Annotated in this window: 22 protein-coding genes and 2 riboswitches; of the genes, 14 read left to right on the top strand and 8 right to left on the bottom strand. The window is 72.5% G+C overall.

Translation table 11 applies throughout. The features are described 5' to 3' along the window. Positions 1–40: 40 nt before the first annotated feature. From pdxY to ACPCK6_RS10280, 5 genes are all read left to right on the top strand, one after another. Entirely contained in the window at positions 41–892 is an 852-nt protein-coding gene (pdxY, locus tag ACPCK6_RS10300; protein WP_396884057.1) for a pyridoxal kinase PdxY, read from the top strand. Positions 893–991: 99 nt separating this feature from the next. Next, a complete protein-coding gene (locus ACPCK6_RS10295) occupies positions 992–1,456 on the top strand; it encodes a helix-turn-helix transcriptional regulator (RefSeq protein ID WP_013286348.1) in 465 nt (154 codons plus the stop codon). Positions 1,457–1,461: 5 nt separating this feature from the next. Further along, complete coding sequence (locus ACPCK6_RS10290; RefSeq protein ID WP_318334081.1) at positions 1,462–1,875, top strand: VOC family protein; 414 nt, start codon at positions 1,462–1,464, stop codon at positions 1,873–1,875. A 9-nt stretch (positions 1,876–1,884) separates the two neighbouring features. Then, positions 1,885–2,019 (top strand): hypothetical protein, encoded by a 135-nt coding sequence (locus ACPCK6_RS10285; RefSeq protein ID WP_396884058.1) that lies wholly within the window; start codon positions 1,885–1,887, stop codon positions 2,017–2,019. A 27-nt stretch (positions 2,020–2,046) separates the two neighbouring features. Next, a complete protein-coding gene (locus tag ACPCK6_RS10280) occupies positions 2,047–4,422 on the top strand; it encodes an ATP-binding cassette domain-containing protein (RefSeq protein ID WP_423480967.1) in 2,376 nt (791 codons plus the stop codon). 39 nt (positions 4,423–4,461) lie between these two features. Here ACPCK6_RS10280 and ACPCK6_RS10275 read toward each other — a convergent pair whose 3' ends face one another. Next, on the bottom strand, positions 4,462–4,671 hold the full coding sequence (locus ACPCK6_RS10275) for a response regulator transcription factor (RefSeq protein WP_423480966.1): 210 nt from the start codon (positions 4,669–4,671) through the stop codon (positions 4,462–4,464). On the opposite strand from ACPCK6_RS10275, the gene ACPCK6_RS10270 reads away from it, so the two are divergent. The 3 genes from ACPCK6_RS10270 to ACPCK6_RS10260 all read left to right on the top strand — a co-directional run bounded on the left by ACPCK6_RS10270 (position 4,658) and on the right by ACPCK6_RS10260 (position 8,237). Further along, positions 4,658–5,101, top strand: coding sequence for a hypothetical protein (locus ACPCK6_RS10270; protein ID WP_423480965.1), 444 nt, complete (start codon positions 4,658–4,660; stop codon positions 5,099–5,101). The genes ACPCK6_RS10275 and ACPCK6_RS10270 overlap by 14 nt on opposite strands. Positions 5,102–5,450: 349 nt before the next feature. Further along, positions 5,451–6,713 (top strand): MFS transporter, encoded by a 1,263-nt coding sequence (locus ACPCK6_RS10265; protein WP_423480964.1) that lies wholly within the window; start codon positions 5,451–5,453, stop codon positions 6,711–6,713. Positions 6,714–7,250: 537 nt separating this feature from the next. Then, a complete protein-coding gene (locus tag ACPCK6_RS10260) occupies positions 7,251–8,237 on the top strand; it encodes a tyrosine-type recombinase/integrase (protein ID WP_423480963.1) in 987 nt (328 codons plus the stop codon). Here ACPCK6_RS10260 and ACPCK6_RS10255 read toward each other — a convergent pair. Further along, positions 8,227–8,811, bottom strand: coding sequence for a beta family protein (locus ACPCK6_RS10255; RefSeq protein ID WP_423480986.1), 585 nt, complete (start codon positions 8,809–8,811; stop codon positions 8,227–8,229). The two genes, ACPCK6_RS10260 and ACPCK6_RS10255, sit on opposite strands and share 11 nt — an antisense overlap. Positions 8,812–8,834: 23 nt before the next feature. Continuing rightward, complete coding sequence (locus tag ACPCK6_RS10250; RefSeq protein ID WP_423480962.1) at positions 8,835–9,254, bottom strand: beta family protein; 420 nt, start codon at positions 9,252–9,254, stop codon at positions 8,835–8,837. A gap of 17 nt (positions 9,255–9,271) precedes the next feature. Between ACPCK6_RS10250 and ACPCK6_RS10245 the strand changes: the two genes are divergently transcribed. Together ACPCK6_RS10245 and ACPCK6_RS10240 are read left to right on the top strand one after the other, a co-directional pair. Continuing rightward, positions 9,272–10,402 (top strand): hypothetical protein, encoded by a 1,131-nt coding sequence (locus ACPCK6_RS10245; RefSeq protein ID WP_423480961.1) that lies wholly within the window; start codon positions 9,272–9,274, stop codon positions 10,400–10,402. A gap of 5 nt (positions 10,403–10,407) precedes the next feature. Further along, positions 10,408–10,482, top strand: a riboswitch (ZMP/ZTP riboswitch). A 13-nt stretch (positions 10,483–10,495) separates the two neighbouring features. Further along, the gene (locus tag ACPCK6_RS10240) at positions 10,496–11,362 is read left to right on the top strand and encodes a bifunctional 5,10-methylenetetrahydrofolate dehydrogenase/5,10-methenyltetrahydrofolate cyclohydrolase (protein WP_423480960.1); all 867 of its coding nucleotides are present in this window, start codon (positions 10,496–10,498) and stop codon (positions 11,360–11,362) included. A 3-nt stretch (positions 11,363–11,365) separates the two neighbouring features. Here ACPCK6_RS10240 and ACPCK6_RS10235 read toward each other — a convergent pair whose 3' ends face one another. After that, positions 11,366–12,145 (bottom strand): endonuclease/exonuclease/phosphatase family protein, encoded by a 780-nt coding sequence (locus tag ACPCK6_RS10235; protein WP_396884069.1) that lies wholly within the window; start codon positions 12,143–12,145, stop codon positions 11,366–11,368. Positions 12,146–12,319: 174 nt separating this feature from the next. On the opposite strand from ACPCK6_RS10235, the gene ACPCK6_RS10230 reads away from it, so the two are divergent. Both ACPCK6_RS10230 and ACPCK6_RS10225 read left to right on the top strand, forming a co-directional pair. Continuing rightward, the gene (locus ACPCK6_RS10230; protein WP_209310289.1) at positions 12,320–13,093 is read left to right on the top strand and encodes a sulfite exporter TauE/SafE family protein; all 774 of its coding nucleotides are present in this window, start codon (positions 12,320–12,322) and stop codon (positions 13,091–13,093) included. Continuing rightward, positions 13,078–13,881 carry a GNAT family N-acetyltransferase gene (locus tag ACPCK6_RS10225; protein WP_423480959.1) on the top strand — a complete coding sequence of 268 codons (804 nt, stop codon included), beginning with the start codon at positions 13,078–13,080 and terminating at the stop codon, positions 13,879–13,881. Before ACPCK6_RS10230 ends, ACPCK6_RS10225 begins: the two co-directional genes overlap by 16 nt. On the opposite strand, the gene def is transcribed toward ACPCK6_RS10225, so the two are convergent. Then, the gene (gene def, locus ACPCK6_RS10220) at positions 13,861–14,370 is read right to left on the bottom strand and encodes a peptide deformylase (protein WP_396884071.1); all 510 of its coding nucleotides are present in this window, start codon (positions 14,368–14,370) and stop codon (positions 13,861–13,863) included. The two genes, ACPCK6_RS10225 and def, sit on opposite strands and share 21 nt — an antisense overlap. A gap of 99 nt (positions 14,371–14,469) precedes the next feature. On the opposite strand from def, the gene pip reads away from it, so the two are divergent. Beyond that, positions 14,470–15,420: a prolyl aminopeptidase gene (pip, locus tag ACPCK6_RS10215; protein WP_396884072.1), complete on the top strand. Its 951-nt coding sequence runs from the start codon at positions 14,470–14,472 to the stop codon at positions 15,418–15,420. An 89-nt stretch (positions 15,421–15,509) separates the two neighbouring features. Here pip and ACPCK6_RS10210 read toward each other — a convergent pair whose 3' ends face one another. Then, a complete protein-coding gene (locus tag ACPCK6_RS10210; RefSeq protein WP_423480958.1) occupies positions 15,510–16,703 on the bottom strand; it encodes a chorismate-binding protein in 1,194 nt (397 codons plus the stop codon). 123 nt (positions 16,704–16,826) lie between these two features. Here ACPCK6_RS10210 and ACPCK6_RS10205 point away from each other — a divergent pair, with 123 nt between their 5' ends. Next, on the top strand, positions 16,827–17,027 hold the full coding sequence (locus ACPCK6_RS10205; protein WP_013286363.1) for a DUF5999 family protein: 201 nt from the start codon (positions 16,827–16,829) through the stop codon (positions 17,025–17,027). A gap of 94 nt (positions 17,028–17,121) precedes the next feature. On the opposite strand, the gene gcvP is transcribed toward ACPCK6_RS10205, so the two are convergent. Both gcvP and ACPCK6_RS10195 read right to left on the bottom strand, forming a co-directional pair. Further along, a complete protein-coding gene (gene gcvP, locus ACPCK6_RS10200; protein ID WP_423480957.1) occupies positions 17,122–19,944 on the bottom strand; it encodes an aminomethyl-transferring glycine dehydrogenase in 2,823 nt (940 codons plus the stop codon). Positions 19,945–20,017: 73 nt separating this feature from the next. Then, a riboswitch (glycine riboswitch) is annotated at positions 20,018–20,108 on the bottom strand. 57 nt (positions 20,109–20,165) lie between these two features. Continuing rightward, a complete protein-coding gene (locus tag ACPCK6_RS10195) occupies positions 20,166–21,008 on the bottom strand; it encodes an NAD-dependent protein deacetylase (RefSeq protein WP_396884075.1) in 843 nt (280 codons plus the stop codon). Positions 21,009–21,171: the final 163 nt, after the last annotated feature.

The following is a 21,171-nucleotide window of genomic DNA, read 5'->3' as shown; positions in this document are numbered from 1 at the left end:
ACCAGCAGTCATCCCCGGCCGGAGATGCGACGATGACCAGGTGAAGATCCTGTCCATCCAGTCGTCGGTCGCCTACGGCCACGTCGGCAACTCCGCCGCCGTGTTCCCGCTGCAACGCCTCCGGCACGAGGTCTGGCCGGTCCTGACCGTGCACTTCTCCAACCACACCGGCTACGGCGCCTGGCGCGGCCCCCTGCTCGCCCCCACCGACGTCGCCGACGTCATCGCCGGCATCGAGGACCGAGGCGTGCTCGGCACCGCCGACGCCGTCCTCTCCGGCTACCAGGGCGACCCCGCCGTCGGCGCCGTCATCCTCGACGCCGTCGCCCGCGTCAAGGCCGCCAACCCGGCCGCCCTCTACTGCTGCGACCCGGTCATGGGCGACGTCGGCCGCGGCATGTTCGTCCGCCCCGGCATCCCCGAATACCTCCGCGACACCGTCGTCCCACGCGCCGACATCGTCACCCCCAACCAGTTCGAGCTGGAATTCCTCGCCGGCCGCACCACCGACACCATCGACGACCTGCTCGCCGCCGTCGACGCCGTCCGCGCCACCGGCCCCCGGCACGTCCTGGTCACCAGCGTCCTGCACGGCGACCTGCCCGCCGGCCACCTGGAAGTCGTCGCCGTCTCCGACGACGGCGCCTGGGCCGTCACCACCCCGCTGCTGCCGATCGCCCCCAACGGCGGCGGCGACGTCACCGCCGCCCTCTACCTCGCCCACCTCGCCACCACCGGCTCACCCCAGACCGCCCTGGAACGCACCACCAACTCGATCTACGCCGTACTCGAGGCCACCCTCGAAGCCGGCACCCGCGAACTGCAGATCGTCGCCACCCAGGACGCCATCGCCGACCCACCCACCCGCTTCACCGCCCGCCGGCTGCGCTGACCGCCAGCGCGGGTGCACCCGCGCGGCGGGTGCATCCGCGCCGCGACTCGCCGCTCGAACAGGTGGACGACCCCACCGCCCACCAGGCAGGATGCGGACGTGCCACCGCACCCGGCAACCGACGACCCCGCGTTCGCCCAACGCCTGCGCGACCTCACCCGGCTACGCCGCGTCCGCGACCGCATCGACCGCGAATACGCCAAACCCCTCGACGTCGAAGCCCTCGCCCGCGGCGAACACATGTCCGCCGGCCACCTCAGCCGCCAGTTCCGCCAGACCTACGGCGAATCCCCGTACGCGTACCTCATGACCCGCCGCATCGAACGCGCCATGGCCCTGCTGCGCCGCGGCGACCTCAGCGTCACCGACGTCTGCTTCGCCGTCGGCTGCCAGTCCCTGGGCACCTTCAGCACCCGCTTCACCGAACTCGTCGGCGAACCACCCAGCGCCTACCGCGCCCGCCACGCCCCCGACACCGCCGAACCACCACCCTGCCTCACCAAACAAGCCACCCGACCGATCAGGAATCGAGAAGCCCGCACCGGCCGACCACCACTAGCGTGACCACCATGACGATCACCATTCACTACGCGTTCCTGCCCCACACCGACGCCGACGCCGCCATCGCCTTCTACCGCGACACCCTCGGCTTCGAACTCCGCAACGACGTCGGCCAGGGCGACACCATGCGCTGGCTCACCGTCGGCCCACCCGACCAGCCCGAGACCGGCATCGTCCTGCACCCGCCAGCCGTCGACCCCGGCATCAGCGACGACGAACGCCGCACCATCCTCGAACTCATCGCCAAGGGCAGCTACGGCGCACTCACCCTCGCCACCGACGACCTCGACGGCCTGTTCGACCGCCTCCAAGCAGCCGGCGCCGACGTCGTCCAGGAACCCACCGAACAGCCCTACGGCGTCCGCGACTGCGCCTTCCGCGACCCCACCGGCAACCTCATCCGCATCAACGAGCGGCGCTGACCCCACCCCATGACCGACGCGCCCCGTACCCTGACCACGCCCTACCGCTGGTACCGCATCACCCCACACCGCATCCAGGCATGGCGCGAAGCCGACGAACTACCCGGCCGCACCCTGATGCGCGACGGCAACTGGCTCGACTGACACCCGCACCACCGGACGGAGAGCACCATGAGCAAGGCCACCACCGGCCTGCACCACGCCGACAGCCACGACGTCATCCGCGTCCACGGCGCCCGCGAGAACAACCTGCGCAACGTCGACGTGGAGATACCCAAACGCCGCCTCACCGTCTTCACCGGCGTCTCCGGCTCCGGCAAGAGCTCACTGGTCTTCGGCACCATCGCCGCCGAGTCCCAGCGCCTCATCAACGAGACCTACAGCGCCTTCGTCCAGGGCTTCATGCCCACCCTGTCCCGCCCCGAAGTCGACGTCCTCGAAGGCCTCACCACCGCCATCATCGTCGACCAGGAACGCATGGGCGCCGACCCCCGCTCCACCGTCGGTACCGCCACCGACGTCAACGCCATGCTCCGCATCCTGTTCAGCCGCCTCGGCGACCCTCACATCGGCCCGCCCAACGCCTACTCCTTCAACGTCCCCTCCGTCCGCGCCGCCGGCGCCATCACCGTCGACCGCGGCCCCGGCAAGACCCAGACCAAGAAGGGCACCTTCAACCGCCTCGGCGGCATGTGCCCCCGCTGCGAGGGCCGCGGCACCGTCACCGACTTCGACCTCACCGTCCTCTACGACGAGAAGCTCTCCCTCAACGAGGGCGCCATCACCATCCCCGGCTACAGCATGGACGGCTGGTTCGGCCGCATCTTCCGCTCCAGCGGCCTGTTCGACCCCGACAAGCCCATCCGCGACTACACCAGACGCGAACTCGACGACCTGCTCCACAAGGAACCCACGAAGATCAAGGTCGACGGCATCAACCTCACCTACACCGGCATCATCCCCACCATCACCAAGTCGATGCTCGCCAAGGACGTCGACGCCATGCAGCCCCACATCCGCGCCTTCGTCGAACGCGCCATCACGTTCACCGCCTGCCCCGACTGCGACGGCACCCGGCTGGCCCCCGAAGCCCGCTCCTCGAAGATCAACGGCATCAACATCGCCGACGCCTGCGCCATGCAGATCAGCGACCTCGCCACCTGGGTACGCGACCTGCGCGAACCCTCCGTCGGCCCGCTGCTCAAGGCACTGGGGGACACCCTCGACTCCTTCGTCGAGATCGGCCTCGGCTACCTCAGCCTCGACCGCCCCGCCGGCACCCTCTCCGGCGGCGAGGCCCAGCGCACCAAGATGATCCGCCACCTCGGCTCGTCCCTCACCGACGTCACCTACGTCTTCGACGAACCCACCATCGGCCTGCACCCGCACGACATCGCCCGCATGAACAACCTCCTGCTCCAACTCCGCGACAAGGGCAACACCGTCCTCGTCGTCGAACACAAACCCGAGACCATCGCCATCGCCGACCACGTCGTCGACCTCGGCCCCGGCGCCGGCACCGCCGGCGGCACCATCTGCTACGAAGGCACACTCGCCGGCCTGCGCGCCAGCGACACCACCACCGGCCGCCACCTCGACGACCGCGCCACCCTCAAGGAGAAGCTGCGTACGCCCACCGGCTCCCTGCCGATCCGCGGCGCCCGCACCCACAACCTGCGCGACGTCGACGTCGACATCCCCCTCGGCGTCCTGGTCGTCGTCACCGGCGTCGCCGGCTCCGGCAAGAGCAGCCTCATCCACGGCTCACTGGCCAAACGTGAGGACGTCGTCAGCATCGACCAGACCGCCATCCGCGGCTCCCGCCGCAGCAACCCCGCCACCTACACCGGCCTGCTCGACCCCATCCGCAAGGCCTTCGCCAAGGCCAACGGCGTCAAACCCGCCCTGTTCAGCGCCAACTCCGAAGGCGCCTGCCCGACCTGCAACGGCGCCGGCGTCATCTACACCGACCTCGGCATGATGGCCGGCGTCGCCAGCACCTGCGAGGACTGCGAAGGCAAGCGGTTCCAGCCCGCCGTCCTCGACTACCACCTCGGCGGCCGCGACATCAGCGAGGTCCTCGCCATGTCCGTCGACGAAGCCGAGACCTTCTTCAGCGACGGCGACGCCCGCACCCCGGCCGCCCACACCATCCTCGACCGGCTCGCCGACGTCGGCCTCGGCTACCTCACGCTCGGTCAACCCCTCACCACCCTGTCCGGAGGGGAGCGGCAGCGGCTCAAGCTCGCCACCCGGATGGGGGACAAGGGCGGGGTGTACGTCCTGGACGAACCCACCACCGGCCTGCACCTGGCCGACGTCGCCCAACTGCTCGGCCTGCTCGACCGGCTCGTCGACGCCGGGAAGTCCGTCATCGTGATCGAGCACCACCAGGCCGTCATGGCGCACGCCGACTGGATCATCGACCTCGGCCCGGGCGCCGGACACGACGGCGGCCGGATCGTGTACGAAGGCACCCCGGCGGATCTGGTGGCAGCCCGGTCGACGCTCACCGGCGAGCACCTGGCCGACTACGTCGGCGCCTGACCGCCGTACCCGCTGAGGCTCCCGGCCGCGCCGCGGGCCTCAGCGGGACAGGCCGGCCATCCGGGCCGGCGGCGCCGTGCCGGGTTCCACCAGGCCGCACTGGTACGCGGCCACCACCGCGTGTGTCCGGTCCCGCATCCCCAACTTCGTCAGGACCCGGCTGACGTGGGTCTTGACCGTCGCGTCGCCGAGCACGAGATGCTCGGCGATCTCCCGGTTCGACATCCCGTACGCCATGAGCACCAGCACCTCGCGCTCCCTCGGGGTGAGCCCGCGCATCTGCACCGGTGTGGGCAGCCCCGGGTCGGGCCGGGCGGCGAGGTCGTCGAGCAGCCGCCGGGCGACGGCGGGATCCAGCCACGCCTCTCCGGCGGCCACCGCGCGGATCGCCGACGACCCACCACCGGCCCCGTACCGGCCCGTCAGCCTCGTCCGCGACGACGCGTCCCGCCACCACCCGGCGCACCTGACCCGGCTCGCCTGGCACGCGTACGCCCTCGACGGCCGGCTCGCGTTCCCCGGCGACACCCTGCTGCGAATCTCCACCGACCTCGCCGCCGGCGGCGCCGGAATCCTCTCCGCCATGCACGCCGCGCTGCACCACACCGGGGTCACACTGCCCTTCCTCGACGCGCCCACCCACGTCGCGACCACCGGCCACCTCCTCGCCGCGAGCTGAACCAGCCGGCACCCACAGACCCCGTCGGCACCCACCGACGGCCCTCCGGGACACACCGGAGGCCCGACCACCACACCCACGAAGGAGGTGAACCCCCATGACGAAGCTCCTCAACCTGCAGGCCATGGCCACGCAGAACGGCACCCGCCACGCGATCCCGCCGCAGTCCAGCAGCATCAGCATCGCCTGCTGCAACGGCTGAGACGGCAGTGGCGACAGGGCCACCGGCCCCGGCCACACCTGATCCGCCTGGCGACCCGGGCGGGCGGCACCCCGCCCGCCCGGGTCCGTCGTCTACCCACCCGGTGGAGCCGACCTCCCGCCCGCCACCACGCCCACGGAGCCCCCCATGCCGCCCACCGGCCTGCGACACAACCGCGACTTCCTCCTGATCGCCGTCGCCCGGACCGCCTCCAAACTCGGCACCCAGGTCACCGCCGTCGCCACACCGCTACTCGTCCTGATGACAACCGGCTCCGCCACCGACGCCGGCCTCGTCGCCTTCGCCGAGGGCATGGCACTCGTCCTCGTACTCCTGCCCGCCGGCCTGCTCGCCGACCGCCGCGACCGGCGCCTCCTCATGCTCTGCTGCGACGGCGGCGCGCTGCTCGCCGTCACCGGCGTCACCGTGCTCGCCGTCGTCGGAGACGCCCCCGTCCTGCTGATCGCGCTCCTCGCCGCCGCCAACGCCGGCCTCGGCGCCGCGCTGCAACCCGCGGCCGCGGCGGCCACCCGCGCCGTCGTCCCGGCCCGCGACCTGCGTACGGCCACCGTGTTCAACGAGACCCGCAACGGCGTCGTCCACCTGGCCGGCCCGCCGCTCGGCGGCTTCCTGTTCGGCCTCGCCCCGGCGCTGCCGTTCCTCGTCGACGCGGTCTCGTACGCCGTCTCCCTGGCCGCCGTGGCCCTGCTGCGCGGCCCGCTCGGCCGGACCCTGACCAAGCCGGGGGAGTCGCTGCCCCGGCAGGCGGTAGCCGGCATCCGGTTCCTGTGGCGCCACCCCGCACTGCGGTTCACGCTGCTCAGCGGCGCCGTCCTGAACTTCGCGTTCGCCGGTGTCCTGCTGGCGATCATCGTCGTGCCGGTCCGCAACGGCGCCTCCGGCCTGTCCGCCGGAACCGTCATGGCCTGCGTCGGGCTCGGCGCCGTCGCCGGGTCACTCGTCGCGTCCTGGCTGACCGCCCGGGTACCCACCCGCTGGCTGATCCTCGCGGTCATCTGGGCCTGCGGCGTGCTGACCGCCGTCATGGCCACCACCGACAACGGGCTGGTCCTGGGCGCGCTGGCCGGTGCCTGCGTCCTGGTCGTACCGGCTGCGAACATCAGCATGCTGACCCTGCAGACGCTGCTGACCCCCGGCGACCTCCAGGGGAGGGCGAACGCCGCCACCAGCTTCATCGCGCTGGTCGTGGCGCCGTTCGGCCCGGCGTTGTCCGGTCTGCTGATCGACCGGGTGCCGGCCCCGGTGGTGTTCGGCAGCTTCGCCGCCGTCATGCTGGCGCTCGCCGGCGTCGCCGTGCTCGCGCCCGCGGTGCGCGCCATGCCGGATCTGCGGTCCGTCGAGGACATGGAGGCGGGCGAGGCCGAACACCGCGACCCGCAGCCGGTCTGAGTTCCCTCGTGATGCGATTCGATAATGCACATTATGTCAAGTAACGCTGAGGCGGGAGCTCCCCGAGGGCCCGCGCGAGGCAAGTGACCGCCTTTGCGGGCCTTCGGGGGCGCCGGAGTGTCACGCAGTCACCGCTGTCGTGCCGCCGGGCCGTGTGCTCAACCTGGCGAGCGTTGGCAGCGGCAGCGAGCTCGCCGCGAGCCGGCTCACGCCTCCATACACGATGTCGCCGCCGTTGCGTCCAGGCACCGATGACCGGGCCGGCCCACCCACCGGGCGACCCGAGCGTCCCCCGCCGAATCCCACCTCACTCGACCCACCGTCCGCCGATCATGAAGCTGGCGGCGACAGATCAGACAGCACTCCCGGTCAACCTCATGATCGCCTGAGCTGCCGCCAGTTCGCCGATGTGGCTGCATCGGAGCACTGGGGTCACCTCCATCTCGGCGAGATGGAGGTGATCAAGGCGTTGGTCGCTCCTGCTCCCCTGATGTGGGCCTCCTGGCGGGAACGCGAGAATCATGCATAATATCCCTTATGCATGACAAACCGGACGAAACGGTAGGCGCTCTGATCGAAGAGTTCCTGACCGCCCGGGCCACCCGTAAGCCCTCCCCCCACACCCTGGCCGCGTACCGGAGGGATCTGACCACGGTGGCCGAGCTGGTCGCCACCGACGGTGACGCCTCTCCCCTGCACGCGCCCGTCAGCTCCCTCTCCCCCAAGGTGATGCGCGCGGCGTTCGCGCGGTTCGCCGCTCCCCGGGCCGCCGCGTCGGTCCATCGTGCCTGGTCGACGTGGAACAGCTTCTTCACGTTCCTGGTCGCGGAGGGTGTCGTACCGGGGAATCCGATGCCGGCGGTGGGGCGGCCCCGCGCGCCTCTCCCCCGGCCCAAGCCGCTGCGGGGCGAGGACACCCCGGAGGAGTTGCTGGCGGCGGTGGCCCGGGCGGAGGGCCGGCAGCGTGACCCGTGGCCGGAGCGCGACCTGGCGGTGCTGGCGCTGGCGTTGTGCGCGGGGTTGCGGCTTTCGGAACTGCTGGCGCTGCGGGTGTCGTCGGTGGCCGGGCGCGACGGTGAGCGGCGGGTGGACGTGGCGGGTAAGGGCGGACGGCCGCGTACGGTGCCGATCGAGGACGGCGTCGACCGGGCGCTTGTGGGTTACCTGGACAGCCGGCGGTACCGGTTCGGGTCGCGCAGCGTGCGGCCGGATTCTCCGTTCCTGGTGGATCGGCAGGGTGAGGCGTTGCGTCGGGGTGGGCTGCAGTACCTGGTGGAGTCGTGTTACCGGCGGGCGGGCATCGGTGACCGGGTGCCGCGGGGTGCGCGGTTGCACGCGTTGCGGCACACGTTCGCGACGCGGCTGGCGGAGGACGGGGCGAGCGCGGCGGAGATCATGCGGTTGCTGGGGCATGCGTCGTTGGCGTCGTCGCAGACGTACATCGAGGTGACGGCGGGTCAGCAGCGGGCGGCGGTGGCGGCGAACCGTACCAACCGGGCGTTGTCGGGGTTGGTCAAGCGATAGCTGTCAGGCCGAGTTGGGCGGCGACGTACGACAGGTGGTGTGAGGTTGCCCAGGCTATCCATTGGGTGGCGGTGCCGGGGCCGGCGTGGTGGGCGGCGCGCAGGGCGATCTGCTCGTCGCCCCAGGAGAAGTGACGCCCGGTGGGCGGCCAGTGGTCGGCGGATACAAGGGCCTGGCAGATGTCGTAGATGCCGGTGTTTCCGTTGTCCATGCCGTCGCTGGGCGCACGGTAGGTCCACCAGGCGTCCTGGTGGGTGTAGCGGATGTTGGGTGCTGGCCCTCGGCGTCCCGAGCCGGCGCCGGGGTGAGTGACGCCGTAGTCGGCGAACTGGATGTCATGGTCCTTGAGTCGCTGCCAGAGGTCGAAGTCCCGCCTGCGGAGCGGGATGGCGGTGCCGGCTGGTACGTGGGAGATCGTGGCGGGCATCGCTCCGGCGGCGACGACGACCGCCTTCCAGGGGTGGCGTCCGGCCCATACGAGGTGTTTGCGAACGAGGGGTTCGGCTGTCGTGAGGTGCCGGTCGGATGCCACCTCGGCAACGTCGATGACGAGGGTGCAGTTCTCGGGTCGCAGTTCGGTGGCGGACAGGACGTGGCTCAGTCGTGCGTCGGTTCGGCGTCGTCCGGTTCGGTGTGGTGGGCGGGGAGCCGGAGAACGCCACCGTAGGGCGCGGCGGCGTAACGGACGTCGGCCAGTTGTGCGGGGGTGTCGTTCAGGTGGGCGACGGGCAGCGCGGGGATCCCCCACGGGTGCAGGTCATCGGCGATGTCGCGGAGTGGCCGGCGGGTGCCGGTGGTGGGCTCGGGGAGGTGGCGCACGTCGACGGCGATGGCCATGTCACGCGGGATGCTGTCCTGTGCGCGTTGGCTGAAGGTGCATGCGTCGGTGATCGGACCGTGCTTGGAGGGTGGCAGGTCGAAGATCGGGAGGATGTGTGGTGCGAGTTCGTCGGGGATGTGGCTGACGGCCTGGAGTTCGGCTTGGCGTCCTTTGAGGATCGGGTGGTAGCCCGTCATTCGTATCGCCCCACACGATGTCGACGACAGTCACTTACGTCGATATTCCACGTCGTGTGTCCGATCGACAACCGTACGTATCCAGAATGGGTCTGTCGGTGCGCTGTCGGGCTGGCAGGATCGGGCGGATGCGGGTGGGTGCGGCGCGGGCGGTGGCGCTCGGGTGGGTGCGGGAGCGGATGCGCGTCGATCCGTCGATCGAGGGCGCGTTGTTCAGCGGGTCGACTGTGGGGTTGCCGGACGACGCGGTGCTGCCGGTGTGGTCGGACGTGGACGTGCTGCTGGTGCGCCGGGAGCCGGGTGTGAAGGTGGGTAAGTTCGTGCACCGGGGGGTGTTGCTGGAGGTCAGCACTGTCACGTGGGCGGAGTTGGGCGGCCCGGAGGATGTGCTGGGGTCGTGGGTGTTCGCGCCGATGTTCCGTACCGATGGGGTGATCGCGGATCCGTCGGGGCGGCTCGCCGCGGTGCGGGAGCGGGTGACGGCGGGGTTCGCGGATCCGGTGTGGGTGCGGGCGCGGTGCGCCGGTGTGCGGCGGCGCATCGAGGCCGGCCTGCGGGCGGTCGACGCCGAATCGTCGGCCGCGGAGCAGGTGCTGGCGTGGGTGTTTCCCACGTCGTTGCTGGCGGTGTGGCCGGCGGTGGCGGGGCTGGCGGATCCGACGGTGCGGCGGCGGTATGTGCGGGCGGAGCGGGTGTTGTCGCGGTTCGGGTTCGCGGATCGGTACGGGAGCCTGCTGGACACGCTCGACGGTGGCGGTGTGGGTGTGGATGCGGCGCGGGTGCGGGAGCATCTGGCCGGGTTGGCGGTGGTGTTCGACGAGGCGTCGCGGTTGCCGCGGGAGGGGTTCGCGTTCGGGGCGGATCTGGGTGCGGCGGGGCGTCCGGTGGTGTTCGACGGTGCGGCTGAGCTGATCGAGGCGGGGCGGCATCGGGAGGCGATGTTCTGGGTGCTGGTGACGTACGCGCGGTGTCACGTGGTGTTGGGCCAGGTGGCGCCGGAGCGGGAGCGGGCGTTCGGGTCGGTCCTGGCGGATCTGGATGTGGCGTCGACGGCGGATCGGCGGCGGCGGGCGGACGGTTTGCTGGCGGCGTTGCCGGGGTGGCAGGCGGTGGTGGATGCGGTGGCGGTGGAGGCTGTGGCAGGCTGAGGGGGAACGCGACTGGCGGCACGGGGATGGGTGAACCATCGGGGAGCTCGTCGCGGGGGTCGACCGCCTGGGCCTCCGCGGGCGAGGTGTCGTATGTCTTCTGCGCGGTTGCTGCCGGGTGCCCCGGTGGCGGAGCGGGTGTTGTCGGAGGTCGCCGCGTCGGTGGCGGAGCTGCGTGCGGCGGGGGTGACGCCGGCGCTGGCGACGGTGCTGGTGGGTGACGACGACGCGAGCGCGGGTTATATCCGGATCAAGCAACGCCAGGCGGCGGAGCTGGGTTTCGTGTCGCCGCACGTGCATCTGCTGGCGTCGGCGTCGCAGGCGGATCTGCACGCGGTGCTGGCGGATTTCAACGCGGACAAGTCGGTGCACGGGGTGCTTGTGCAGTATCCGATTCCGGGTCGTCTGGACTACGACCGGGCGTTGGCGGAGCTGGATCCGGACAAGGACGTGGACGGGATGCATCCGGTGAACATGGGCCGGCTGGCGTTGGGGTTGCCGGGTCCGTTGCCGTGTACGCCGGCGGGGATCGAGGCGTTGCTGGCGTTCCACGGTGTGCCGGTGGCGGGCCGGGAGGTGGTGATCCTGGGCCGGGGTGCGACGTTGGGGCGGCCGCTTGCGATGTTGCTGGCGCAGAAGCGGCCGACGGCGAACGCGGCGGTGACTGTGGTGCACACGGGGGTGGCGGACTGGCCGCGGTACACGCGGCGGGCGGAGATCCTGATCGCGGCGGCGGGGGTGCCGGGGATCGTGCAGCCGGAGCATGTGCGTCCGGGTGCGGTGGTGGTCGGTGGCGGGGTGCGGTACGAGGGGCGGCGGTTGCTGCCGGACGTGGACGAGTCGTGTGCCGAGGTGGCGGGTGCGATCACGCCGCGTGTGGGCGGGGTGGGTCCGACGACGGTGGCGATGTTGTTCCGTAACGCGGTGGACGCGGCGCGGCGGCAGAGCGGGCTGGGCTGAGCGTCAGCCGAGGTCGACGACGAGGGGCCGGTGGTCGGAGATGGTGGCCAGCGGTGTGTGGACGGCGGTGACGGGTGGGAGCCGGTCGAGGCCGTGCCGGTCGGCGAGGATGTGGTCGAGTTGGACGCGGGGTTGTCCGGCCGGGTAGGTGGGGCGCCGTGCGAGGGGCTGCCAGCGGGTGAGCGCGGCGGCGGGTCCGGCGGGCAGGTTGAGGTCGCCGAGCAGGATCCGGGGTGCGGGCAGGGTGCGCAGGACGCGGACGACGCGGCGTAGTTGCCAGACGTTCCAGCCGGGGACGAAGGACAGGTGGGTGGCGGCGACGGTGAGGGGGCCGTGGGGGGTGTCGAGGACGGCGGCGAGGACGACGCGGGGTTCGTCGCGGAGCAGGACGAGTCCGCCGCCGGGGCCGGGTGCGTAGATGGGTGAGCGGACGGGTGCGGCGCGCAGGCGGGTGACCTGCCAGGAGCGGACGGGGTGGCGGCTGATCAGGCCGATGCCGTAGAGGGGTTCGCCGTGGCCGTCGTCGTCGTGGGTGAGGGGGCGGAACTGTTCGCCGGGGGTGCCGACGACGGCGGCGGCGAAGCGGTGGTGGTCGGCGTGCAGGGCGCGGGCGGCCACGGCGGTGAGGTCGAGTCTGCCGCTGCGGGTCTGGTCGCGGTCGACTTCCTGGAGGGCGAGGACGTCGGCGTCGAGGTCGGTGACGGCGGCGGTGAGCCGGTCGGGGTCGACGAGCCCGTCGGTGAGGGATCGGCCGTGCAGCAGGTTGAAGGTGGCCAGGCGCACCTGGACACCCTACGTCGTCGTGGGAGTCTTGCCGGGTGCTGAAACTGTTGTGCTGTTCGATGCTGGTGTTCGTGGCGGTGGGGTCGGTCGGGGTGTGGTTGCGGCGTCGCCGGGGGCGGTGAGGCTGGCCACAGGGGGCCTTGTCGCTGGTGGTGGCGTGGGCAGAATGCGGCGGTGGATGCCCTGTCGTTGACGACGTTGCTGACCGCTGCCCTTCTCGCCGGGTGGGTGGACGCGGTGGTGGGTGGCGGTGGTCTGTTGTTGTTGCCGGCGTTGCTGGTGGCGGCGCCGGGTGTGCCGGTGGCGACGGCGTTGGGCACGAACAAGCTGGCGGCGATCTTCGGTACGTCGACGGCGGCGGTGACGTATGCGCGGCGGACGAAGCTGGATTGGGCGGTGGCGGGTCCGGCGGCCGGGTTGGCGGTGCTGACGGCGGGGTTGGGTGCGGCGTTGGCGGGTGCGGTGCCGGGTAGCGCGTATCGGCCGGTGGTGCTCGTGGTGCTGGTGGCGGTGGCGGTGTTCGTGCTGGCGCGGCCGTCGTTGGGTGTGGTGGCGTCGCCGCAGCGGCGGACCCCTCGGCGGGTGGTGGTGGCGGTGGCGGTGGCCGGTCTGGGCATCGCCCTGTACGACGGGTTGATCGGGCCGGGTACGGGGACGTTCCTGGTGTTGGCGTTCACGGCGATTCTGGGTTCGGATTTCGTGCACGCGTCGGCGATGGCGAAGGTGGTCAACGCGGGCACGAATCTGGGTGCGCTCGTGGTGTTCGGGTTGACAGGGCACGTGTGGTGGGCGTTGGGTGCGGCGATGGCGGTGTGCAACGTGGTGGGGGCGGCGGTGGGCGCGCGGATGGCGTTGCGGCGGGGTGCCGGGTTCGTGCGGGTGGTGCTGCTGGTGGTGGTGCTGGCGCTGGTGGCCCGGTTGGGTTACGACCAGTGGATGGCGGGCTGATCGCGGTGGCGGTGCGGGCGGAGCACGACCGGGCGGTGCTGGCGGGTCTGCTGGGCCGGGATCCGGTGTTGCACGCGTACCAGTTGGGTGATCTGGACGATTTCTTCTGGCCGTACACGTCGTGGTTCCGGCGTGGCGACCAGGTGGTGTTGCTGTATCACGGGGTGGAGTTGCCGACGTTGCTGGCGTTCGCGGCGCCGGATCGGGTGCCGGATCTGGCGGGGTTGCTGGCGGAGGCGGCGCCGGTGTTGCCGGCGCGGATGTGGGCGCACCTGTCCCCCGGTCTGGAGGCGGCGGTGGGCCGCTGGTTCGTGGTGTCGGAGGCGGTGGCGCATCACCGGATGGCGTTGACGGATCCGGGGCGGCTTGCGGCGGTGCTGGCGGTGGGTGAGCCGTTGGGGCCGGCGGACGCGGCGGAGCTGGCCGGGTTGTACGCGGTGGCGTATCCGGGGAACTGGTTCGATCCGCGGATGCTGGACACGGGCCAGTACGTGGGGGTGCGGGAGCACGGCCGGCTGGTGGCGGTGGCGGGGGTGCACGTGTTCTCGCCGCGGTGGCGGGTCGCGGCGCTGGGGAATGTGACGACGCATCCGGACGTGCGGGGTCGTGGTCTGGGTGCGGGTGTGGTGGCGGCGTTGTGCGCCCGGCTGCGCACGTCGGTGGATCATGTGACGTTGAACGTGCGGGCGGACAACGCGGCGGCGGTGCGGTTGTACGAGCGGCTGGGGTTCTCCCGGGTGGCCGGGTTCACCGAGTGCGCGTTGACGTCAGCGGCCGCGGCTGGGTGAGTCGAACCGGCCGGCGCGGATCTCGCGCAGGGCGCGGCGGCGGGTGTCGCCGCGCAGGGTGTCGACGTAGAGGCGTCCGCGCAGGTGGTCGGTCTCGTGTTGCAGGGCGCGGGCGAGGAAGCCGCTGCCGGTGATGGTGAGCGGTTCGCCGTGCTGGTCGTAGCCGTGTGCGGTGGCGTGCAGCGCGCGGGGGGTCGGGAAGTACAGGCCGGGGATGGACAGGCAGCCCTCCTCGTCGTCCTGGAGTTCGTCGGACAACTCCAGCGTGGGGTTGATCATGTGGCCGCGCCGGCCGTCGGCTTCGTAGACGAACACCTGGGCGTTGACGCCGATCTGGGGTGCGGCGACGCCGGCTCGGCCGGGTGCGCCGAGCAGCGTGTCCATCAGGTCGGTGACGAGGGCGCGCAGTTCGGCGTCGAAGCTGGTGACGGGTTCGCTGGGGGTGCGCAGCACGGGGTCGCCGATGATCCGGATCGGGCGCATAGTCATGCCCGGAAGGCTATCCGTTGCTTACCTCTGCGCGGGGGGCACCCGCCGAGACGGCGGGGCTCGTAGGGTGTGCGGACACCGTCGCAGGGAGGCCGCCGCATGTATCCGCCGATCGAGCCGTACGCGCAGGGGATGCTGGACGTCGGTGACGGGCAGCGCGTGTACTGGGAGACGTGCGGCAACCCGGACGGCCGGCCGGCGCTGGTGGTGCACGGCGGGCCGGGTTCGGGCGCGGGCGCGTCGTGGCGGCGGCTGTTCGACCCGGCCGCGTACCGGATCGTGTTGTTCGACCAGCGTGGTTGTGGGCGCAGCACTCCCCCGGCGTCGGATCCGTCCACCGACCTGTCGGTGAACACCACCGGGCATCTGCTGGCCGACATGGAGGTGCTGCGCGCGCATCTGGGGGTCGACAGGTGGCTGCTGTGCGGCGCGTCGTGGGGGTCGTCGCTGGCGCTGGCGTACGCGCAGCGGCACCCGGGTCGGGTGAGCGCGCTGGTGTTGTTCAGCGTGGTCGCCAACACGAACCGGGAGATCGAGTGGGTGACCCGGGACATGGGCCGGGTGTTCCCGCAGGAGTGGGCGCGGTTCCGTGACGGGGTGCCCGAGGCGGACCGTGACGGTGACCTGTCGGCGGCGTACGCGCGGCTGGTCAACGACCCGGACCCGGCGGTGCGGGAGCGGGCGGCACGGGACTGGTGTGACTGGGAGGACGTGCACGTGTCGCTCGCGGGCGGGTTCGCGCCGGATCCGCGGTTCGGCGATCCGGTGTTCCGGTACGGGTTCACGCGGCTGGTGACGCACTACTTCGCGAACCGGGGTTTCCAGCCGGACGGGCAGGTGCTGCGCGACGCGGGCCGGCTGGCGGGCATTCCGGGGGTGCTGGTGCAGGGCCGGCTGGACGTCAGTGGCCCGCCGGACATCGCGTGGCAGTTGACCCGGGACTGGCCGGACGCGCGGCTGGAGATCGTGGAGTCCGGCGGGCACGGCGGCGGGCACGGCATCGGCGAGCGGGTCGTCGCCGCCCTCGACGAGTTCGCCGCCGCCGGCTGAGCGCGCCGCGCACGGCCGCTACCGGCCCGCGGAGCCGCCGCGAGAAGGCCGGGCCGACGCGAGAAGGCCGGGCCGCCGGCGCCGGCTCGTCAGCCGGCGAGCAGGGCGCGGATCGGGGCGGCCTTGGCGGCGGCTTCGGCGACCTCGGCGGCCGGGTCGCTGTCCCAGGTGATGCCTCCCCCGGCCCACAGGTGCAGCAGGTTCCCGTCGGCGGCGGCGGTGCGGATGGTCAGGCCCAGGTCGAGGCGGTCGGGGCCGACCCAGCCGAGCGCGCCCATGCTCGCGCCGCGTCCGACCGGCTCCAGCGCGCCGATGTGCGTCAGGGCGGCGTGTTTGGGTGCGCCGGTGACCGACCCGCCGGGGCAGACGGCGCGCAGCAGGTCGGCCAGGCCGAGGCCGTCGGCGGGCGCCGCCGACACCGTCGACTCGGCCTGCCACAGGTCACACCAGCGGCGTACGGCGAACAGCTCGTCGACGCGCACCGAGCCGGTGCGGGCGATGCGGGCGAGGTCGTTGCGTTCCAGGTCGACGATCATGACGTGTTCGGCGCGTTCCTTGGCCGAGGCGAGCAGGTCGCGGCGTCCGGCGGGGGTGGCGGGGCGGGTGCCCTTGATGGGGCGGGTGACCAGCCGGCCGTGTTCGACGGCGATGAGGGTCTCCGGGGAGGCGCAGCCGAGTGCCCAGCCGGGGCCGTGCAGGGTGCCGCCGTAGCGGGCACCGGGCAGCGCGGCGAGGCGGGCCAGCGCGGGCAGCGGATCGCCGCTGTACGGGGCGGCGGCGTGGCCGACGATGTTGACCTGGTAGACGTCGCCGCGGGCGATGGCGGCGCGGACCGCGCCGACGGCGTCGGCGTGCGCAGCAGGGGTCCAGCTGTCCCGCCACGGGCCGAGCCGCCACCCCGCCGGCGCCGGTGGCCGGGGTGCCGCCGGATGGTCGGTGTGGTGGTAGACGACCACGACCAGGTCGGGCAGCGCCGGCGCGGGGCTGGGCGCGCCGGGCGACACGCCGATGGCGTACGCGCCGGCGGCGGCGGACAGGTACAGCGCGGCGCCGCACACGCCGGTGCCGGGGTCGTGGCGGCCGGGCCGGGTGAGGTCGGCGCGGTCGATGCCGTGTGCGGCGAGGAAGCGTTGTGCCAGGTCGGCGGGGTCGCCGCCGTCGCCGATCGACCAGTGCAGCCGGGCGGTCTCGACGATTCGGCGGCGGCATCCGGGCGGGGCGCCGGGTGCATCGACCTCCACCTGTGGGAGCGCTTCCACGACGTCCGGGCCGTTACGGGTCATCCGTTCAGCCCATTCTGGGTGAACAAGACGCATCCTTGCTCGATGCCGCGCAGTTTCGCTTGGTACTGTGCGTCACTGGTCATGTGAACCATGACACAGTGCCCCCACAGTCCGGAGAACCCGATGTGTCAGCACCAGCCCACCTGCCCCTCCGCCGACGCGACCGACCGAGAGGCCGCCCGCGTCCTCGCCTGCTTCCCTGAGCAGGGCTGGAGCCTGCTCTGCAACGGTGTCATCGTCTTCGAGGACACCGGTGAGCTGCTCCCCGACGGGCGCACCATCGCCCCGCACCGGGGTCCGGCCCGCCACGCCCTCGTCGCCTGAGCGATCACGCAGCGTCAGTGAGCGTACGCGCCGGTCATGACCGTCCGGCGCACCGGCCGGGGCGGCGAGAGCCCACCGCCCCGGCGTCAGCCGCTCAGTCCTCGAACGCCTCCGGCGCGGGACACGAGCAGACCAGGTTCCGGTCGCCATACGCGCCGTCGATGCGCCGCACCGGAGGCCAGTACCGGCCCGCCCGGTCCACACCCGCCGGGTAGGCACCCACCGACCGCGGGTACGGGTGCGGCCACTCGTCGGCCGACACCATCGCCGCCGTGTGCGGCGCGTTCGACAGCGGGTTGTCCCCCGCCGGCCACTCCCCCGAGCCGACCTTGTCGATCTCCGCCCGGATCGCGATCATCGCGTCGCAGAAGCGGTCCAGCTCGGCCAGGTCCTCGCTCTCGGTCGGCTCCACCATCAGCGTCCCGGCCACCGGGAACGACATCGTCGGCGCGTGGAAGCCGTAGTCGATCAGCCGCTTCGCCACGTCGTCGACGCTCACGCCGGTGGCCTTGGTCAGCGGACGCAGGTCCAGGATGCACTCGTGCGCGACCAGGCCCTTGTTACCGGCGTACAGCACCGGGAAGTGGTTGCGCAGCCGCGCCGCCACGTAGTTCGCGGCCAGGACGGCCACGCCGGTGGCGCGGGCCAGCCCGTCGGCGCCCATCATCCGCAGGTACGCCCACGGGATCGGCAGGATCCCCGCCGACCCGTGGTTCGCCGCCGAGATCGCCGGCCGCCCGTCGGCGCGCGCGCCGAGCGGGTCACCGGGCAGGAACGGCGCCAGGTGCGAACGCACCGCCACCGGCCCGACGCCGGGGCCGCCGCCGCCGTGCGGGATGCAGAACGTCTTGTGCAGGTTCAGGTGCGACACGTCCGCCCCGAACCGGCCCGGCTTGGCGAACCCGACCAGCGCGTTGAGGTTCGCGCCGTCGACGTACACCTGGCCGCCCGCGTCGTGGACCTTCGCGCACAGCTGGGCGATGCCGGTCTCGTACACGCCGTGCGTCGACGGGTACGTCACCATGATCGCGGCGAGCGCGTCCCGGTGCTTGTCGATCTTCGCGTCGAGGTCGACCAGGTCGACGTTGCCGTCGGCGTCGCAGCCGACCACCACGACCCGCATGCCGGCCATGACGGCGGACGCGGCGTTGGTGCCGTGCGCCGACGACGGGATCAGGCACACGTCGCGGTGGGCCTCGCCGCGCTCCCGGTGGTAGCCGCGGATCGCCAGCAGCCCCGCCAGCTCACCCTGCGATCCGGCGTTCGGTTGCACGCTGACCGCGTCGTAGCCGGTGACCTCGGCCAGCCAGCCCTCCAGCTGCGCGATCAGCTCCCGGTACCCGGCGGTCTGCGCGTCCGGCGCGAACGGGTGCAGGTGCGCGAACTCCGGCCAGGTGATGGGTTCCATCTCGGTGGTGGCGTTGAGCTTCATCGTGCACGACCCCAGCGGGATCATGCCGCGGTCCAGCGCGTAGTCGAAGTCGGCCAGGCGGCGCAGGTAGCGCAGCATCGCCGTCTCCGAGTGGTGGCTGTGGAACACCGGGTGGGTGAGGAAGTCCGACGTGCGGGCCAGCCCGTCCGGCAGGGCCGTATCGGTGTCGCCGTCGAACCCGTCGACACCGAACGCCGCCCACACCGCCTGCAGGTGCGCGGGCGTGGTGGTCTCGTCGCAGGAGATGCCGACCCGGTCGGCGTCGACCAGCCGCAGGTTCACGTTACGCTCGGCGGCAGCGGCCACCACCTGCGCGGCCCGGCCCGGCACGGTCGCGGTGACGGTGTCGAAGAACGCGACGTCCGCGACCCGCACGCCCCCGGCGCGCAGCCCGGCCGCGAGCCGCGCCGCCGCCTCGTGGGTACGCCGGGCGATGGCCCGCAGCCCGTCCGGGCCGTGGTAGACGGCGTACATGCCGGCCATCACCGCGAGCAGCACCTGGGCGGTGCAGATGTTGCTTGTCGCCTTCTCCCGGCGGATGTGCTGCTCGCGGGTCTGCAACGCCAGCCGGTACGCCGGGTTGCCGTCGGCGTCGCGGGACACCCCGACGAGGCGGCCGGGCAGCATCCGCTCCAGGCCCGAGCGCACCGCCAGGTAACCGGCGTGCGGCCCGCCGAAGCCCATCGGTACGCCGAAGCGCTGGGTGGTGCCGGCGGCGATGTCGGCGCCGATCTCGCCCGGCGGGCGCAGCAACGTCAACGCCAGCAGGTCCGCCGCGACCGTCACGAGCGCGCCGACGCCGTGCGCCGCCTCGACCAGCGCACGGTGGTCGCGGACCGCCCCGGACGCGCCCGGGTACTGCAGGTGCAGGCCGAAGAACTCCGCCGGCAGCTCGTCGCGTTCGACGTCGACCACGCGCACCTCGATGCCGAGCGGCTCGGCGCGGCCGGCGATCACCGCGACGGTCTGCGGCAGCGCGTCGGCGTCGACCACGTACACCGGGCTCTTGCTCTTGGACGCGCGGCGGGCGAGCGTCATCGCCTCGGCCGCGGCGGTGCCCTCGTCGAGCATGGAGGCGTTCGCGGTCGCAAGACCGGTCAGGTCGGTGACCATGGTCTGGAAGTTCAGCAGCGCCTCCAGCCGGCCCTGGCTGATCTCCGGCTGGTACGGCGTGTACGCGGTGTACCAGGCGGGGCTCTCCAGCACGTTGCGGCGGATCACCGCCGGGGTGTGCGTGCCGTGGTAGCCCAGGCCGATCATGGACACGGCGACGGTGTTACGGGCGGCGAGGGCACGCAGCTCGGCGATCGCCTCCCGCTCGCTCGCCGGGGCGGGCAGGTCGAGGGTGCCGTGCCAGCGGATCACCTCGGGGATCGCGGCGTCCATCAGCTCGTCGACGGAGCCGTAACCGACGGTGTCCAGCATCCGGCGTTCGTCGTCGCGGCCGGGGCCGATGTGCCGGTCGGCGAACTGCTCTGCGGTCATGCGCTGCGCTCCTTGGTGGGGCGAGGTCGACGGGTCGGCCTCCCCCTGAGTCGCGCTGACGCGCTCCACAGCGCCTGCCCACGTGGTCCTTTTGCCTGAGAGGTTCCGGGGAGAATCTGCCCCTTCGGCGCCGTCGGGTCGACGGTCTCTCCCACGTGGGTGGTACCGGCACCCCCAACGCTACCAGCGGGCGTGTTTCCGGCTCATGTCCCGGGGGTTGATCACACCGGTGCCGGAGCCGCCGCCACCCGGTCGGCCAGCGCGCACAGGGTGGCGCCCAGCGGGGCGTCCAGGCGCAGCGCCGCGTACCCGTCGCCGCGGGTGACGCCCTGGTTGACGATCGCCACCGGGATGCCGTGGCGGGCCGCCCGCAGCACGAACCGCCGGCCCGACATCACCGTCAACGACGAGCCGAGCACCAGCAGCGCCCGGGCCCGCTCGACGAGCGCGAAACAGTCGGCCACCCGGGGCGCGGGGACCGTCTCGCCGAAGAACACCACGTCCGGTTTCAGCATGCCGGTGCCGCAGAGCGCGCAGTCGACGGTGCGGAACCCGGTCACCGCCTCGTCGGGCAGATCCACGTCACCGTCGGGGTTGACGCGCGCCACCCGGGCGTCGAAACCCGGATTCGCCTCGGACAGGCGCCGGTGCAGCTCGTCGCGGCCCGTGGCGTTGCCGCAGTCCAGGCACGTCACCTCGTCGAGGCGGCCGTGCAGCTCGATCACGCCGGTGGCGCCGGCGGCGGTGTGCAGTCCGTCGACGTTCTGCGTGATGATCCCGCCGAGCAGCCCGGCGTCCTGCAGCCGCGCCACCGCCCGGTGCCCGTCGTTGGGCGCCGCCCGGGCGATGGTCTGCCAGCCCAGGTGGCTGCGCGCCCAGTACCGCCGCCGGGCCAGCGGATCACGGGTGAACTCCTGGTACGTCATCGGGGTGTGCCGGCGCGCCGCGCCGCTGGGCCCCCGGTAGTCCGGGATGCCCGACTCGGTGGACAGGCCCGCGCCGCTGAGCACCACCACGTCCCCGGCGGCCACCAGCCGCGCCAGTTCCTCGAACGCCTCACTCACCCGTCCATGGTCCCTCGCCGGCCCCGCACCTCCCACCCGCTCACCCGACCGATGCCGTCGATCATGAGGTTGGCGGTGGTCCGGCCCGGCGTGTCGCACCGCCAACCTCATGATCGACGAGGCCGGTCGCCCGGCGGGGCCGCCGGGTCCGGGCTAGGTTGAG

The sequence above is a fragment of the Micromonospora sp. AB353 genome, from assembly GCF_049538395.1.
GTDB classification, from domain to species: Bacteria; Actinomycetota; Actinomycetes; order Mycobacteriales; family Micromonosporaceae; genus Micromonospora; species Micromonospora aurantiaca.
The sequence above is the reverse complement of the archived record's forward strand: the minus strand, read 5'-3'. Positions and strand labels throughout refer to the sequence as shown.

What these genes read in the sequence shown, in the direction of transcription:
- ACPCK6_RS10290 (WP_318334081.1), top strand. Translation starts at nt 1,462, where the DNA reads ATGACGATCACCATTCACTACGCGTTCCTGCCCCACACCGACGCCGAC.
- ACPCK6_RS10285 (WP_396884058.1), top strand. Translation starts at nt 1,885, where the DNA reads ATGACCGACGCGCCCCGTACCCTGACCACGCCCTACCGCTGGTACCGC.
- ACPCK6_RS10280 (WP_423480967.1), top strand. Translation starts at nt 2,047, where the DNA reads ATGAGCAAGGCCACCACCGGCCTGCACCACGCCGACAGCCACGACGTC.
- ACPCK6_RS10270 (WP_423480965.1), top strand. Translation starts at nt 4,658, where the DNA reads ATGAGCACCAGCACCTCGCGCTCCCTCGGGGTGAGCCCGCGCATCTGC.
- ACPCK6_RS10265 (WP_423480964.1), top strand. Translation starts at nt 5,451, where the DNA reads ATGCCGCCCACCGGCCTGCGACACAACCGCGACTTCCTCCTGATCGCC.
- ACPCK6_RS10260 (WP_423480963.1), top strand. Translation starts at nt 7,251, where the DNA reads ATGCATGACAAACCGGACGAAACGGTAGGCGCTCTGATCGAAGAGTTC.
- ACPCK6_RS10250 (WP_423480962.1), bottom strand. Translation starts at nt 9,254, where the DNA reads ATGACGGGCTACCACCCGATCCTCAAAGGACGCCAAGCCGAACTCCAG.
- ACPCK6_RS10245 (WP_423480961.1), top strand. Translation starts at nt 9,272, where the DNA reads ATGTCGACGACAGTCACTTACGTCGATATTCCACGTCGTGTGTCCGAT.
- ACPCK6_RS10240 (WP_423480960.1), top strand. Translation starts at nt 10,496, where the DNA reads ATGTCTTCTGCGCGGTTGCTGCCGGGTGCCCCGGTGGCGGAGCGGGTG.
- def (WP_396884071.1), bottom strand. Translation starts at nt 14,370, where the DNA reads ATGACTATGCGCCCGATCCGGATCATCGGCGACCCCGTGCTGCGCACC.
- pip (WP_396884072.1), top strand. Translation starts at nt 14,470, where the DNA reads ATGTATCCGCCGATCGAGCCGTACGCGCAGGGGATGCTGGACGTCGGT.
- ACPCK6_RS10210 (WP_423480958.1), bottom strand. Translation starts at nt 16,703, where the DNA reads ATGACCCGTAACGGCCCGGACGTCGTGGAAGCGCTCCCACAGGTGGAG.
- ACPCK6_RS10205 (WP_013286363.1), top strand. Translation starts at nt 16,827, where the DNA reads ATGTGTCAGCACCAGCCCACCTGCCCCTCCGCCGACGCGACCGACCGA.
- gcvP (WP_423480957.1), bottom strand. Translation starts at nt 19,944, where the DNA reads ATGACCGCAGAGCAGTTCGCCGACCGGCACATCGGCCCCGGCCGCGAC.